Source organism: Enterococcus sp. AZ196, assembly GCF_050498845.1.
GTDB lineage: Bacteria > Bacillota > Bacilli > Lactobacillales > Enterococcaceae > Enterococcus_A > Enterococcus_A murrayae.
On sequence record NZ_JBIPAM010000002.1, the window covers coordinates 160,591 to 174,343 of the forward strand.

The window sequence follows — 13,753 nt, forward strand, 5'->3', positions numbered from 1 at the left end:
AAATCATTATGCCTTTATCCATCATCTGAATTGAAAACAATCATTTATTTACCAAAATTCTCCATTTAACTAGTTCATTTTCGAATAATAATCATCTGCATCATCAAAATGCTTTTTAGCCAATAATTGTACTGCTGTTATCAGACCATCCAACGCACCTAGATCATCACTTGTGGCATTACCACTAATGATGTTTGAATATGCAAATTGATATAATCCACAAATAGCATTCTTTAAATCCCCAGCATCCTTTACCAGATTAAATACACGTTCATCATTAGTTTCCATCTATTTAACACCACCGATTCTCTTCAAATAAAACATTCATCGCAAGCCCGATACAAACTAAATCTGACAACATTGTTGATCCGCAGGCAAATACTGGCATCAATAAGGATACCAACAAAGATAAAGCAACTAATAGTAAAATAATACTTCTCATAGATAAACTCCTCCAGTTTTGTTATACTAAAGGCAAAAGAATGGCTATCAAGCCTCTTATGTGCCTTTATCTCTGTCTGCCAAGACTATTGTGAGATAAGGCTTTTCTTTTGTCTTTGCATATATAATTTTTCTCTAAACTATCGAACGACTAAAACAGCTACCCAAATTCAATCATTTATTGGTGAGTAAGCTCCTTTATAAATTCTTTCACAGCTCCGTATTACCAAAATAAATCTTTAACAGTGTTTTGTTGAGATGATATATCTTTTTCTAGCACATTCCGGCGCTTGTGTTTGTAATCTGATCTTACTAAGGCTGTATTATAAGTTCGAATTAGCTTTGTTAAGCTATCGCGACCAGTCCTCAAATACTGTCACTCAATAAAAAACAGTTATTGTATCGTTACTCCTCCTTCTTTTCTAAAACATACTCAAGTTGTTTGCTTAATGGAACTTCAGAAAAAAATTTTTTCTTCAACATTTCAGGTTGTACATTTATCGACGCTACCTTACTAATTCTTGTTCTACGACAAATATTTAGCATCTTCAACAAATGGTCACCGAATAATTTAAGCAAATCGCCCTACACATCTAACTTATTTTATCTTTATACAATTATTCTTGTATAAAACAAACTATACCACTATTTAAGAAATTGTACAAGTATTCTTGTATATATGTTTATTTCGTTGTAAAATTACCTTAATATGAAAATGGAGGTGCGGCATGATACGAAACAATCTTTCAATTCTAATGAGTGAAAGAGGTATTAAAAATAGTACGCTTTCAGCAAAAACAGGTATTTCAAAAAATACTATTTCTTCTACCGCCCAAAATGATGGCAAAATGATACAGCTTGAGACTATAAATAAAATTTGCCAAGTTTTAGGTGTAACTCCTACGGATTTTTTTTCTTATATCCCCTATGACATTGATTTCAAATTATCACTGAAGAGCGTTACAACAAGATTTTCAGTGAATGATGTCCATGAGATTGATAAAATATTTTTAGAAACAGTCGATTTAGATTTGTTACTCGTGGTAGAACGAGCAGGTACGCAGATTAATGAATTTCTATTTAAGACAATTAAATTTTCAGATGGAAATATCTTCACTACCAATATTTTTATTGATCTAGCAACAGAAGATTCGTCCCTTCATGAGTTTTGGAAAAATATCCCTACTGCTTTTAGAAGTGATATTACTTCTAATATTTCCAAAACAGTAAGGGGAGAATTACGAGATGCAATTATTGATGAAATTCAGGAAAATCAAGCTTCTCATGTAGATGACTTGATTACTCTTATTGAGAATTTAGAAATTGAGGTTACTGTCTCTCAGCTTGGTTTACCATTCTAACTATTTTCTTTTATCCTGTATTAATCAAGCCTCATTCCAACTAAAAAAGCGAAAGGAGACTAGAACATGTTTGAAGACAAATACCAACTTGCAAGAGACGAAAGTATTTTTTTGGCTAAAAAAACTCTTGTAGAAAATATTTATAGCCAAGCTAAAATGGAAAATATCAATATCACTTTTCCCGATACAAAAACAATCATCGATGGCATGAGTGTCTCAGGACTTAAAACAGATGATGTACAAAAAGTCTTAAACTTACGCAACGCTTGGCATTTCGTGTTAGATGATGTTTCCGCTTCACTTGATCTTGAGTACATTAAAACAATTCATTCAATGGTTGCTTATGGTGAGTTACCTCAATCGATGATAAATACTCTTAGAGATGGTGATGTAAGTATAGGTGGTTCCTTCTATCAGCCAAAAATTCCAATTGAAAGTGAAGTCATTAAAAGAATTGAAAACATTGTAAATAGCTCCGCATCGGTTACTGAGAAAGCATTAGATTATTTTCTATACGCTTGCCGTGCTCAACTTTTCTGGGATGGCAATAAGCGTACTGCTTCAATTTGTGCCAATAAAATCATGATTCAGGCTGGTGTAGGTGTACTGATTATTGAAGAAAAATATTTACGTCGATTTAATAAATTAATGATCGATTACTACGAAACCGCAGATAAATCTAAAATCAAGCCGTTTCTATATAATAACTGCATCAATGGAATAGATTATAAAAATAGTCGTCCTTTCAACTAATTTTCCCAAGAAAGATAGGAGAAAACAGTTCATTTTACTCGTCGTGAATTTCCTACTTTATAAACTTGAAATGACCAAACTTCAAGTTTATAAAGTAGTCCTTCAGTGGATAGTAAAAATTAAAGATTTTCATTTGCTTGTCTACCTTTCCAATACGAAAAAACTCTTTGAGACTATACACTCTCCTTTTTCAAAGAGAATGCTAATGCCTCAAAGAGTAACAATTTATTTTATTTTAAAAATAACTCGCAATAAAAACATCAACTACATCTGAAAAGTTTAACGTTTATTCAAATCTACTATTTCTACTCATCCAATTATTCTTCTACTATATCCACCCAAACTTCCGACACGCATGATAAATCCCATCATCAACATTTCGATCGGTCACATAGTCCGCCTGTGCTTTTAACACATCCACCGCATTGCCCATCGCGATACTGGTCCAGCTTTTATCAAACATCACCAGGTCATTGACGTCATCTCCGAAAACAACCACATCTTCTCTCGGTCGATCAAAGTACGCCAACACATCGAAGATTCCCTGTTTCTTGTTGTCATGCTGGCACATGGTATATTCAGGAACAAAGCGCAGCTTCGAGAAATTGACCGGTTCTGGAATCAGATGGTCTTGTTCCTTAGGGACTGCCAAATAAAATTTGAAGATAGCCTCTGCCTCATCGATGTTGAAGGTCGGATCGATGAAATATTCCGTCGGCTCTTGTCTGGGTCCAACCTGTTCTCTGAATAAATCATTCTTGGCATACACTTTTTCAGAATCATCCAGCGCGACCAGCACACCAATCCCTTTTTCCTCCGCTTGATGGATAACCGCTAATGCCTCATCTCTATCCAGCGGTGTATTTTTGACCAGCTCATTTTTAATGACAACGCCCATCCCACCAGAACATACCATATTTTCCAACCCAAGCTCAGTCAAAAGACTGCGGCACTTATAGTGTGCACGTCCTGTCGCGATCGAGACAAAATGACCATTCTCCTCTAAAAGCTCCAGCGTCCGTTTCGCACTAGGCACAACCTGACCAGTCCTTCGATCCGTTAACGTTCCATCGATATCAAAGAAAAACAGCTTCTTTTCCATTCTTCACCCGCTCCTTCATCTGTATAACATTCGTCATCCATTGTATCACAACTCGTTTTTATCAACGTGAGACATTAGAATTTCATACCAGAAGTAGTATTTGGGCAAAGCAAAAAGCTGGTTAGAGTCTTATTTTCAGTCATAAAAGGAAAGTACTTTTTATACAAGAAAAGCTATCAGCTCTATTAACTGATAGCTTTAAATAGTCTATTAAGCCGCAGTGTCTGCCTCCACCTCGACATTATTTCGCTCCAAATAATTTTCAAGCTGACTCTTTCTCGTTTTAGTAACAAACAGCAACACAAGATATACGACAACTGAAAGACCGATCAACAGAGGACTTTGCGAATTAAATGCAAAGAACAATAGTGCAAATATTGGATTACTCATATTAGCAAAGGAACAAATCAACATCGCCCCAGCTGGAATCGACACGCCAGTTTGAATGGCTACTTCTGTAAATGTCGGTGCCACAGCAGTGATCGTCAAAAGACCGATTGAAAAATAGAGCGCTCCTGAAATCAATCCTTTGGCGATATTTCCTTTTGAAACAGACATAATCATCTGAATCACATAAGGAATCGCAATCAAATCTACCATTGGCAACACTTGATTTCCTGGAAGGAAGATCGCGATTACTAACATAATCGGAATCAACAACATACCTGTTAATAATGTTGACGGCTCTCCATACCCCACAGCATCATTTACTCCAAGATACCAAACTCGTTCTTTACTTCCTGATTTTGTCGCTTTACGAGAAGCATCGGTAATAGCAGAAAAAGCACCTGCGAAAATTCCTGCAATTTTCGGGAAAATCGACATGACTGCTGCCATTGAAATCCCCAAGATCAGCATTTCTCCCCAAGCATTCAATTCACCTAGTCGCGTAAGATTCCCGAAAAAGCCTAAAATCACACCTAGGATGAAGCCAAGAGAAGCTGGTTCTCCCAAAAAGCCTAATTTACTTTCAAGATACTCAGGATTTAATTTGACTTTGTCCAATTTAAATAAATTTAATACCTTATCCATCACGATCGCATACGGAACCGTACAGGCCATCAACGGTGCAACAATGACGGTTCGTGGATATCCGTAGAATTTTGACCATCTTTTTGCGATAGACTCGCAGAAAACCAATACGTATAAATTCTGTAAAATCATTAAGCCCATTGCTAGCCACAGGTTTCCTGTCGTCAAGTATACCATCGATCCCCATAGCATGAACTGCCAATTATTCCATAAATCTGACGGCATGAAAATATTGGTGAATTTAGTGAGAAATAGAACCGTTTGAATCAATAACCCAATGATCAAAAAGAGCATCCCAACTTCAGTTGAATAGGCAACAACACTCGCCGCCTGCCAGCCAACATCCAAAACTCTCAGATTAATTCCTGTATCTTCTACCATTCGAGTAACTACAGGCGTAACGATCGGAGTAAACGCCGTAATAATCATATTGAATCCAGCCAACCCAATTCCTGCACTTAGTGCCGAATTAAAAGCCTTCTTTACCGGAACCTTCAAAGCTAAAGCAATAAAGAATAATACAAAAGGAACTACGACTGACGGACCAAACGCTTCCATGATTTTTGTTAATATCCCTAACACATTATCCAAAGTGGAGTCCTCCTTTAAAGGTTTGCTACAAATGCATCCAACTCTTCCTCAAACTCTTCCTCTCCCATACCCGTAATCAGAGCGATTGCACTAATCGCCGGAATTCCATAATCTTTTTTCTTTAACGGGCTAGTAAAAACAATCAGATCAAAACCGCCAGTATCTAAGTTGGTTTCTACACCATTGGGATTTGATTCAACAGTCGTTGAAGAATACCCGCGTTCTTTCAGCATATCTTTTACTTTATTCGCCACCATCGAACTGGTGACCGTTCCAGAACCACAGACAGATAAAATTTTTAGCGCTTTCATTATTTTCGACCTCCCTTATAATTGTTCTTTTAAGACTTCTTTGAACTGTTCTGGAGAATCCACTTGTTGGAATTGATTAGAGATACTTTCATTATTCAATGCTTGCATCATCTTTGTCAATAACACCAATTGGTCCTCACTCTTCGTAAAACCCAGCACAAAGAACAAGTTCACTGTAATCTCGGTTTCCGGCTGGTCCATCCTTTTAGTCACCACTTCATCAGTTAAGCGGATCGCATAAACAAAGGATTCCTTGACGTATTTAGCATCTGTATGAGGGATCGCCACATTTCCGTATTTAGTCACCAAACCTGTTGGGAAGTCAGCTTCACGATGCTGCAGTTGTTCACCGTAATCTGACACCACCATACCCTTTTTAGCCAACTCACGTCCCACATCTTGATAGAGCTCCTGTAAATTGTCTTTTGCTACATTCAACGTGACAAAAATATTTGAAACAAATTCTTCTATCTCTGTACTCATATCCGCCCTCCTTTTGTATTCGCTTTCAACAATTCTTGGAAAGAGACGAAGCTATTGTGTTAGCATCTCTTTCGCTGTCACGGTATCGGTAAATAAATAATCGATATATCCGCCACGCAAAGCGGCCCTTAAAACATTTTTTTTCTCCTCACCAATCGCCACGCAAACTTTATTTCCCACTTCTTTTAATTGTTGCGCGCTAATTCCAATATGCCGTTGTGACAACCCAAGATCAACAACCTTGCCATCCTCATCTAAAAAAGTCCCTACAATATCACCGACGACACCTTTTTCCAGCAAATCAAGAAAATCTTCTTCACCAAAATAACCTGCTTCGACGACGATTGCATTTTTATGAATCTCCCCTACACTGAACAATGCAACATCTAGGTTATCAAAACTATCCAACACATTCTTAATCTGACGATCTTTTTTCAACGCTGTTGCGATTTCTTTCGTATCAACAAATGCAGGAACCGGCAGTTGGAACCATTCAGATCCGTAGCATCTAGAGAAATTAAGAACGATTGCTTCACTATTGGTGATCATACTATTTCGTGCAGCACCACCAGTTATTTGAATTACTTTCGTATCCTTTTTCTTGCTTCCTTTTATATTCTCTGAAAGCTCATGCAATGTTCGTCCCCAAGCTAATCCAACCGTTTGATTATCCTGAATCAAGTCATCAAGAAAGACAGAAATTTGATCAGACATCTCTTCAATAATCAAATGCCTATTTGTTAATTGCGTATCATAAACAAAAGCTTTGCGAAGATTAAAGGTTGAAGCCAACTGATTACCTAAACTTTTATGATATGTCGTAGGAAAATTCAATTCTACCTTGATATAGCCATCCTTTTTCGCTCGTTTCAAGAGACGTGAAACGGTTGGCTTAGATAAATTAAGCTCCGTAGCAATCTGCGCTTGATTGATATCCTGATAATAATATTTTTCGGTTACGATCTTCATTAGTTCCAACTGATCTTGCTCCATTTTAATTTCCTCCCATGAAATTAATTTCAATTCATTCTACCTTTTACATGGAAGTTTTACAAATGAGTTTTTAGCTCACTACTTGTACTTGTCCATAGGTTTTGAACTTCTCAATCATCAATTCCATCTCTTGATCGTCTAAAACTTGTGGCTTCCCTAGCGTACAAGCCATATAATGCAAACCAGCCAAACGCTCCACTTCTTCCGCAATCGCAAAGGTTTGTTCAATCGATGGTCCACAAGCTAGTAATCCATGATTTGCTAAGAAGCATGCATATCGATCCTTCATTGCTTCAAAAGAAACCTCTGCTAACTCTGGTGTGCCAAAAGTCGCATATTCCGCACATCGAACATTATTTCCACCAGCAATGGCCACTTGATAATCTGTCGCTGGCAAGTCCATCCCACAAATCGCTAGGACAGTACTATACGTGGAATGAGAATGCACTACCGCTCGGATTTCATCCCCGCGTTTTTGATAATAAATCATATGCATCGACCATTCACTAGATGGTTTCCGATCTCCTTCAACAATATTTCCATCTAAGTCCATGAGCACGACATCTTCCACTTTTGTCTCAAAATAATCGATACCGCTTGGACTGATGGCCATCAACTTTTCTACTGGATTATAAATACTGATATTTCCGCCCGTTCCTGCAGTTAATCCGCTTGTAATCAATTTCTTTCCATACTCAACAATCTGTTCCTTTTCTTTTTCCATCATTTAATTTCAGCTCTCCTTTTTTAGTAACAACTTTCCAAAGTTATTTGAATGTCTTTTGGATCAAACTCATACGCTTCGTTGTTATTCATAATCTCCTCAATGATCTTCGGAATCATTTCTTTTGTCACACCCAACTCTCTTAACGTTGACGGTAACCCCCAATCATCATATTTTTGTCTTAAAAGATTGATACCTGCTTCAGCATATTCCACGTCGCTCATATTGTTTTGACGTTCTAGGTGCAGAACATTTTGATTGAAACGAATAAACTTCGTTGGATCTTTCCTAAGTTCATTTTTCAACCATGCTGGTTCAATTACAGCGAGACCTTCACCGTGGGATGAGTTGGTCATTGCCCCCACCGCATGCTGAATCCAATGGCAAGGAAATCCCTTCATGTCTCGTCCGCAATCAGCTATTCCATTCATTGCCAATGTCGCCGCCCAGCTTATATTCTCACGAGCATCAATATCATTCAGTTGTTCTAAAACGCTATCATTTTCTAAAATCGTCTTAACAACACCTTCAGCCAAATAATCGCCCAAATCATTATTCGTTACTTGGTCATCGAAGTATCCCTCTAATACGTGAGAATTGATGTCCGCCATACCTGCTGCAGTTAGTCGCTTAGGAACAGTCTTTACTAATTCAGCATCCACGATTGCAATTTCTGGAAATAATAATTCATCATGCAGCGCCCATTTTTTCCAATCCGCTTTATTTGCGCTGCGATCATTCGTCAAAATACAATGGCAACTCATTTCAGATCCAGAAGCGGCAATCGTTGAAACTGCTACAACTGGCTTTTTCTTTGTTGCCTGCTTGCTTGCTGTAAAATAATCCCAAATATCTGAGTCACTTGCTGCACCCAAACTGATCGCCTTTGCAGTATCAATCGAACTGCCTCCACCAACAGCTACAATCACATCCACATCTTTTTCTTTGGCCAATTTGATTCCTTCATCAACCACTGTCAAATGAGGATTCGCCGTTACACCACCTAGCTCAAAAACCGTCATGCCTTTTGCTTCCATCGAATCGATTGCTTGCTGAAAGACTCCTAGCTCTTTCAACGGACCTTCGATCTCAACCAATAACGCTCGTTGACCGAACTGGCGAGCATTTTCTCCTAAGCAACCATACTGTCCCCTACCAAAGATTACTTTCGTTGGACTGTAATACTGAAAATTTCTCATGTTCTCCTCCTATTACAATATATTTATAGGTTCTAAGACATCACTATTGTTTTTAGTCATGCCTTTTATCCATCATGTTGCTTAAGCTGTTAAAATGAGAAGGAAGTGTTTCCTCTTTGGTTTTTATAGGCCTTAGAAGAGTCCTGCAACCAGCTTCTCATTCACAGCATTCGTTTTATGCAGGTTGAACTGCAGTTTCTCAGTACGATCTTGTCACACCCCGATAGATTGATTTGGAATGTGTTTATGTTGGCTTTTCATTTTTGCTATTGTTTATATTCATAAAGAAGGGGTTCTTCTTTTTTAAACCGATCTAGTTCTTGGATGATCATCTTTGTATGGTTTGTTAATACATCTGTTGTTGCCCCAGCGATATGAGGAGTAATCACCACATTATCTAGTTCTTGGATAAATGGATGACTCACTGGGATCGGCTCTGTCGAAAAAACATCTAAACCAGCACCGGCAATTTGCTTCGTCCTCAGCGCCTCAATCAAATCCTCTTCATTCACTACTGCTGCTCTTGAGCAATTGATAAAATATGCGGAGTCTTTCATCTTTGCAAAAGAGGATTTATTAATAAAATTCTCTGTCTCCTTTGAAACTTTCAAATGAACTGAGATGAAATCAGATTCTGTTAGTAATTCTTCGATTCCGACCTTTTCCGTAATTAACGTATCCACATCGACGTTCGAGACATATGGATCAAATACCAGTATTCGCATCCCAAATCCTCGAGCGATTGCTGCGACTCTTCGACCGATACTTCCATACCCGATAATCCCTAGAGTTCTACCCTTCAACTCTATCCCCTTAAAGACCACATAAGGACTTTGAGGTCCAACACCCCAAACCACATCTCGTTTCAAACCTTCCTTCGCCCGATTACCTTTATTACTACTCGCGGTATAATTTCCTTTTTTGAGCTGTTCATAAGCAAAAGGAATTTTTCGAGCAATCGACAACATCAGACCAATTGTCAGCTCTGCAGTGGAATCAGAATTTCTTCCTGGTGTGAATAAAACCTTGATTCCTTTCTCTTGTGCATAGTCAACATCAACATTGACTGGTGTTGCACGGGTACAAAAGATTAGTTCCAGCTTAGGTGCTGCATCGATGATCGCTTTTGTAATGTCATCGTAGCTAGTGACAATCACCTCCACGTTATCAACCAATGGAATCAATTCTTTTTCCGAAAGCTTGCCAATTCCTTTAGCCCATCCTTGAATGTCCACATCACCTAACTGTTTCACTTCTTCGATGAGAGCTTCATCATATTCAGCCGTAAATAGAATATTCATCGTTTTCCCCTTCCTTTGAAATTTATTTCTTTAATAGAAATTTATTTCTTAATTCGAGCATAAAGCCCTTTCATCAGAAAGTCAACAGTTTTTTTAATTTATTTCACATTTAGAAATTTATTTCACGACTGTAGGGATTTGTCTTTCGAAGATATCCTGAGTTATGTAAGGAATTTTTAATCCACGAATCGGCTGGAATATGTTAAACTCAGACAAAAGCAAAAAAAGAGGAGAATTCTTGTGACTGAATATACTGGCTTCGACAAAATTTATCGCGATGTTGTCCTAGATATCATTGAAAATGGTACCGATCAAGACCCTGCTTTGGTACGGGCAAAATATGCAGACGGCAGCCCTGCGCCCACTCGTTTTATCCAAGGTGTTAATTTTAAGATCACACCTGAAGACGGCATTCCCATTTTGAAATCTAAACGCGTATTCCAAAAAACGCCGTTGATCGAATTGGAATGGATCTGGCAAGAATTATCCAATGATGTGACTTGGTTGCAGGACCACAATTGTAAGGTTTGGAACGAATGGGTCGACGAAAACAATACAATCGGCAAAGCATACGGCTTCCAATTAGCAAAAAAATGCCGTAAGCTGCCCGATCACGAAGAAAAACTAAATCAAGTTGAATACGTTTTGCATCAATTACAAAACAATCCCGGTTCACGCCGCATCATGACTAGCCTATGGGATGTTGATGATCTAGACGAAATGACCTTGGAGCCCTGCGTTTGGGCAACCAACTGGAAGGTCAATAAAGGCGTCCTTGATCTGCATGTTAAGCAGCGCTCTGCTGACATGGCATTAGGCAATCCCTTCAACGTATATCAATATGCCGTATTGCATCGCCTGATTGCCGATCAGTTAGGGTTCGAACTAGGCACGATGCACTGGTGTATCGACGACGCGCATGTATACGACCGTCATATTGATGCATTGACAGAACAGCTGTCTCAACCAGTTCCAAACAGCGAACCAACATTGGTGTTACCAGATAAATACGACGAAAACGGCAAAGAGCGCTCATTCTTTGAACGTCGTTTGTCAGATGTGAAGCTAGAAAACTATGAACATAATGGCGTTATCAAATATGAAATAGCGGAGTAACCCATCCACCCGTGAAAACGGGTGGCTTTTTAACACCTCTAGAAGAGGTCCCCACTCACGTACTTCATAAATGGAGCTTCCCAAAAGACCGCCAACCGCTCGGCGCTCGCTACTTTATTTCTTTTTCTTACTCTTGAATGGATCAACGTATTCTCGTTTACTTATACTATCTCGAATACGATCATCTGATTCCTGCTCTCTTATATATTTTGCGATTGTCTTTTGATTCAACCCCGCTGTACTTACGTAATATCCTTTGGACCAGAAACTTTTATTCCCATATTTATAGACTAAGTTTCCATGCTGCTCATGGATCAGAGTCGCACTTCTGCCTTTTAAAAATCCCATGAACTGAGAAATGCTTATTTTCGGTGGAACTCTTACTAACATGTGGATATGATCTGGCATTGCATGAGCTTCGATGATTTCTACTTCTTTCATCTCACAAAGTTTACGCAAAATTCTTCCGATATCTTTTCTTAACTCACCATAAATTACTTTCCTTCTGTATTTTGGTGTGAACACGATGTGGTACTTACAATTCCAGCGTGCATGTGATAAACTTTTGTCGTCATTTGATGGCATAGAAAAACTCCTTTCGATAAAATGAGCGGTTGGTAGCCACTTAGTAGTCTATCGAAAGGAGTTTTTAACGCTAAAGCTCTTTCGTCTACGCGTAGAAACGCGCGGTTTTTTTGTTTCGCTCGCTAGCGCGAGCGAAACTGACTGAAGTCATTAATAAAAAATGCGATCAGTCAAATGACTGGTCGCATTTCTCTATCCTTGTCCATAATAAGCATGGGCTCCATGTTTACGGTAATAATGTTTATCTAATAAATATTGAGGAATCTCGTGAATTGCTGGATTGATTTGTTCATTTTCCTTAGCCATCAAACAGATTTCATCCAAAATTAAACTATTTTCCACAGCCTTTGCCGGCGTTTCTCCCCAAGTAAAGGGCCCATGTCCATAAACTAATACCCCGGGAATTTCATTTGCTTTTAACTTTCTTTCTTGAAAGGTCTCGACAATCACATGCCCCGTATTTTTTTCGTAGGCTTCTTTCACTTCAGTTTCAGTTAACTGACGTGTGCAAGGTATCTTTCCATAAAAAGCATCTGCATGCGTCGTTCCATATGCTGGTAAATCACGTCCGGCTTGTGCCCACATCACAGAATTTGTTGAATGTGTATGCACGATAGCCTTGATTTGTTCGAACGACTGGTACAAAACTACATGCGTTGGTAAATCTGAAGATGGATTCATACTGTTTGCTTCTAACGGATTTCCCACCAGATCAGTGACCACCATCTGATCGGCCGTCATCTTTTCATATTTTACGCCACTTGGTTTAATCACAATCACGCCTAGCTTACGATTAATCTCACTCACATTTCCCCAAGTTAATTTAACCAAACCATATTGAGGTAGTTCTAAATTTGCTTCATATACTCGCTGTTTCATTTCAGCAATGATTTGTTCACGCGACGACATCATAACCCGCCTCCTTCAGCTTCGGATAAAGATATTCTTTGGCTGTTTCGATTTCTTTTTTAAAATCAGGACTTTTTTCACTCCACATTTCAATCAAAAAGGTTCCATCATATTCTAAACGTTTTAAATTCTTTAATAACCCTAAGAAATCAACGCATCCCTGTCCAAAAGGAACATCGCGGAATTGACCCGCGGATTTAGTTGTAACTGGGTAAGTATCTTTTAGGTGAATCGACGTAATGCAGTCGATCCCTTTTTCCAGCTCGACACCTGGATTGTTTTCTGGCCAAGCTGAGAGATTGCCTAAATCAGGATACACTTGTAAGTAGGGCGAATGAATTTGCTTTTTAATTTCCAAAAATTTAGTAATCGAGTTCATAAAGGGATCATCCATGATTTCAATTGATAGAATAACCCCGTATTCTGAAGCTGTTTTCACACTTGATTTAAGACCTTCAATGAACGCTTCTCTAGAAAGCATCGATTTTTCTTCGTAATATACATCATAACCTGCTATTTGAATCACTTTGATACTTAATTTGTGAGCGAACTGAATAGCCTTCGTCATCATTTCTTTTGCCTTTTGTTGCTTATCTCTATTCGAAGATCCAAAAGGAAATCGGCGGTGGCCGCTTAAACAAATCGAGTTGATTCGAACACCGGTTTCAAACATATCATCTCGCAATTGACTGATTGTTTCGTTGGACCAATCCAGACGAGCTAATCGCTCGTCTGTCTCATCAATCGACATTTCAATAAAGGAAAAACCTAATTCCTTTGCTAATTCAAAACGCTCTTTCCAAGAAATATCTTTTGGCAGCGCCTTCTCATAGATTCCAATCTGAGCCACTA

The 13,753-nt window shown here is 38.5% G+C and carries 16 protein-coding genes; 3 read left to right on the plus strand and 13 right to left on the minus strand.

Annotation, left to right across the window (positions count from 1 at the left end; translation table 11 throughout):
* Positions 1–69: 69 nt before the first annotated feature.
* A complete protein-coding gene (locus tag IGI67_RS18550; protein ID WP_429958787.1) occupies positions 70–288 on the minus strand; it encodes a hypothetical protein in 219 nt (72 codons plus the stop codon).
* A 4-nt stretch (positions 289–292) separates the two neighbouring features.
* Positions 293–442 carry a hypothetical protein gene (locus tag IGI67_RS18555; RefSeq protein ID WP_429958788.1) on the minus strand — a complete coding sequence of 50 codons (150 nt, stop codon included), beginning with the start codon at positions 440–442 and terminating at the stop codon, positions 293–295.
* Positions 443–1,169: 727 nt separating this feature from the next.
* On the opposite strand from IGI67_RS18555, the gene IGI67_RS18560 reads away from it, so the two are divergent.
* Together IGI67_RS18560 and IGI67_RS18565 are read left to right on the plus strand one after the other, a co-directional pair.
* On the plus strand, positions 1,170–1,802 hold the full coding sequence (locus IGI67_RS18560; protein WP_429958789.1) for a helix-turn-helix domain-containing protein: 633 nt from the start codon (positions 1,170–1,172) through the stop codon (positions 1,800–1,802).
* A gap of 66 nt (positions 1,803–1,868) precedes the next feature.
* Positions 1,869–2,555, plus strand: coding sequence for a Fic family protein (locus IGI67_RS18565; protein ID WP_429958790.1), 687 nt, complete (start codon positions 1,869–1,871; stop codon positions 2,553–2,555).
* Positions 2,556–2,883: 328 nt separating this feature from the next.
* Here the strand turns inward: IGI67_RS18565 and IGI67_RS18570 are convergent, their stop codons facing one another.
* From IGI67_RS18570 to IGI67_RS18605, 8 genes are all read right to left on the minus strand, one after another.
* Entirely contained in the window at positions 2,884–3,657 is a 774-nt protein-coding gene (locus tag IGI67_RS18570; RefSeq protein WP_429958791.1) for an HAD-IIB family hydrolase, read from the minus strand.
* Between the two features lie 210 nt (positions 3,658–3,867).
* Positions 3,868–5,271 (minus strand): PTS galactitol transporter subunit IIC, encoded by a 1,404-nt coding sequence (locus IGI67_RS18575; RefSeq protein ID WP_429959807.1) that lies wholly within the window; start codon positions 5,269–5,271, stop codon positions 3,868–3,870.
* A gap of 23 nt (positions 5,272–5,294) precedes the next feature.
* Positions 5,295–5,591 (minus strand): PTS sugar transporter subunit IIB, encoded by a 297-nt coding sequence (locus IGI67_RS18580; RefSeq protein WP_207108352.1) that lies wholly within the window; start codon positions 5,589–5,591, stop codon positions 5,295–5,297.
* A gap of 15 nt (positions 5,592–5,606) precedes the next feature.
* Positions 5,607–6,074, minus strand: coding sequence for a PTS sugar transporter subunit IIA (locus IGI67_RS18585; protein ID WP_207108353.1), 468 nt, complete (start codon positions 6,072–6,074; stop codon positions 5,607–5,609).
* A 51-nt stretch (positions 6,075–6,125) separates the two neighbouring features.
* Entirely contained in the window at positions 6,126–7,067 is a 942-nt protein-coding gene (locus IGI67_RS18590; protein WP_429958792.1) for a sugar-binding transcriptional regulator, read from the minus strand.
* A gap of 70 nt (positions 7,068–7,137) precedes the next feature.
* Positions 7,138–7,794 (minus strand): L-fuculose-phosphate aldolase, encoded by a 657-nt coding sequence (locus IGI67_RS18595; protein WP_207108355.1) that lies wholly within the window; start codon positions 7,792–7,794, stop codon positions 7,138–7,140.
* 20 nt (positions 7,795–7,814) lie between these two features.
* On the minus strand, positions 7,815–8,990 hold the full coding sequence (locus IGI67_RS18600) for an iron-containing alcohol dehydrogenase (RefSeq protein ID WP_207108356.1): 1,176 nt from the start codon (positions 8,988–8,990) through the stop codon (positions 7,815–7,817).
* Positions 8,991–9,256: 266 nt separating this feature from the next.
* The gene (locus IGI67_RS18605; protein ID WP_429958793.1) at positions 9,257–10,291 is read right to left on the minus strand and encodes a 2-hydroxyacid dehydrogenase; all 1,035 of its coding nucleotides are present in this window, start codon (positions 10,289–10,291) and stop codon (positions 9,257–9,259) included.
* Positions 10,292–10,531: 240 nt separating this feature from the next.
* Here IGI67_RS18605 and thyA point away from each other — a divergent pair, with 240 nt between their 5' ends.
* The gene (gene thyA, locus IGI67_RS18610) at positions 10,532–11,407 is read left to right on the plus strand and encodes a thymidylate synthase (RefSeq protein WP_429958794.1); all 876 of its coding nucleotides are present in this window, start codon (positions 10,532–10,534) and stop codon (positions 11,405–11,407) included.
* A gap of 114 nt (positions 11,408–11,521) precedes the next feature.
* On the opposite strand, the gene tnpA is transcribed toward thyA, so the two are convergent.
* The 3 genes from tnpA to IGI67_RS18625 form a co-directional block, all read right to left on the minus strand.
* Positions 11,522–11,992, minus strand: coding sequence for an IS200/IS605 family transposase (gene tnpA, locus IGI67_RS18615; RefSeq protein WP_429958795.1), 471 nt, complete (start codon positions 11,990–11,992; stop codon positions 11,522–11,524).
* 192 nt (positions 11,993–12,184) lie between these two features.
* Entirely contained in the window at positions 12,185–12,901 is a 717-nt protein-coding gene (locus tag IGI67_RS18620; RefSeq protein WP_429959808.1) for an L-ribulose-5-phosphate 4-epimerase, read from the minus strand.
* The gene (locus tag IGI67_RS18625) at positions 12,888–13,751 is read right to left on the minus strand and encodes an L-ribulose-5-phosphate 3-epimerase (RefSeq protein WP_429958796.1); all 864 of its coding nucleotides are present in this window, start codon (positions 13,749–13,751) and stop codon (positions 12,888–12,890) included. Before IGI67_RS18625 ends, IGI67_RS18620 begins: the two co-directional genes overlap by 14 nt.
* Positions 13,752–13,753 lie beyond the last annotated feature (2 nt).

Bases quoted from the DNA above. Each gene is read 5' to 3' on its own strand.
- IGI67_RS18580 (WP_207108352.1), bottom strand. From the start codon at position 5,591: ATGAAAGCGCTAAAAATTTTATCTGTCTGTGGTTCTGGAACGGTCACC.
- IGI67_RS18600 (WP_207108356.1), bottom strand. From the start codon at position 8,990: ATGAGAAATTTTCAGTATTACAGTCCAACGAAAGTAATCTTTGGTAGG.
- IGI67_RS18570 (WP_429958791.1), bottom strand. From the start codon at position 3,657: ATGGAAAAGAAGCTGTTTTTCTTTGATATCGATGGAACGTTAACGGAT.
- IGI67_RS18565 (WP_429958790.1), top strand. From the start codon at position 1,869: ATGTTTGAAGACAAATACCAACTTGCAAGAGACGAAAGTATTTTTTTG.
- IGI67_RS18560 (WP_429958789.1), top strand. From the start codon at position 1,170: ATGATACGAAACAATCTTTCAATTCTAATGAGTGAAAGAGGTATTAAA.
- IGI67_RS18620 (WP_429959808.1), bottom strand. From the start codon at position 12,901: ATGTCGTCGCGTGAACAAATCATTGCTGAAATGAAACAGCGAGTATAT.
- IGI67_RS18555 (WP_429958788.1), bottom strand. From the start codon at position 442: ATGAGAAGTATTATTTTACTATTAGTTGCTTTATCTTTGTTGGTATCC.
- IGI67_RS18605 (WP_429958793.1), bottom strand. From the start codon at position 10,291: ATGAATATTCTATTTACGGCTGAATATGATGAAGCTCTCATCGAAGAA.
- IGI67_RS18595 (WP_207108355.1), bottom strand. From the start codon at position 7,794: ATGATGGAAAAAGAAAAGGAACAGATTGTTGAGTATGGAAAGAAATTG.
- IGI67_RS18550 (WP_429958787.1), bottom strand. From the start codon at position 288: ATGGAAACTAATGATGAACGTGTATTTAATCTGGTAAAGGATGCTGGG.
- IGI67_RS18585 (WP_207108353.1), bottom strand. From the start codon at position 6,074: ATGAGTACAGAGATAGAAGAATTTGTTTCAAATATTTTTGTCACGTTG.
- IGI67_RS18590 (WP_429958792.1), bottom strand. From the start codon at position 7,067: ATGGAGCAAGATCAGTTGGAACTAATGAAGATCGTAACCGAAAAATAT.
- tnpA (WP_429958795.1), bottom strand. From the start codon at position 11,992: ATGCCATCAAATGACGACAAAAGTTTATCACATGCACGCTGGAATTGT.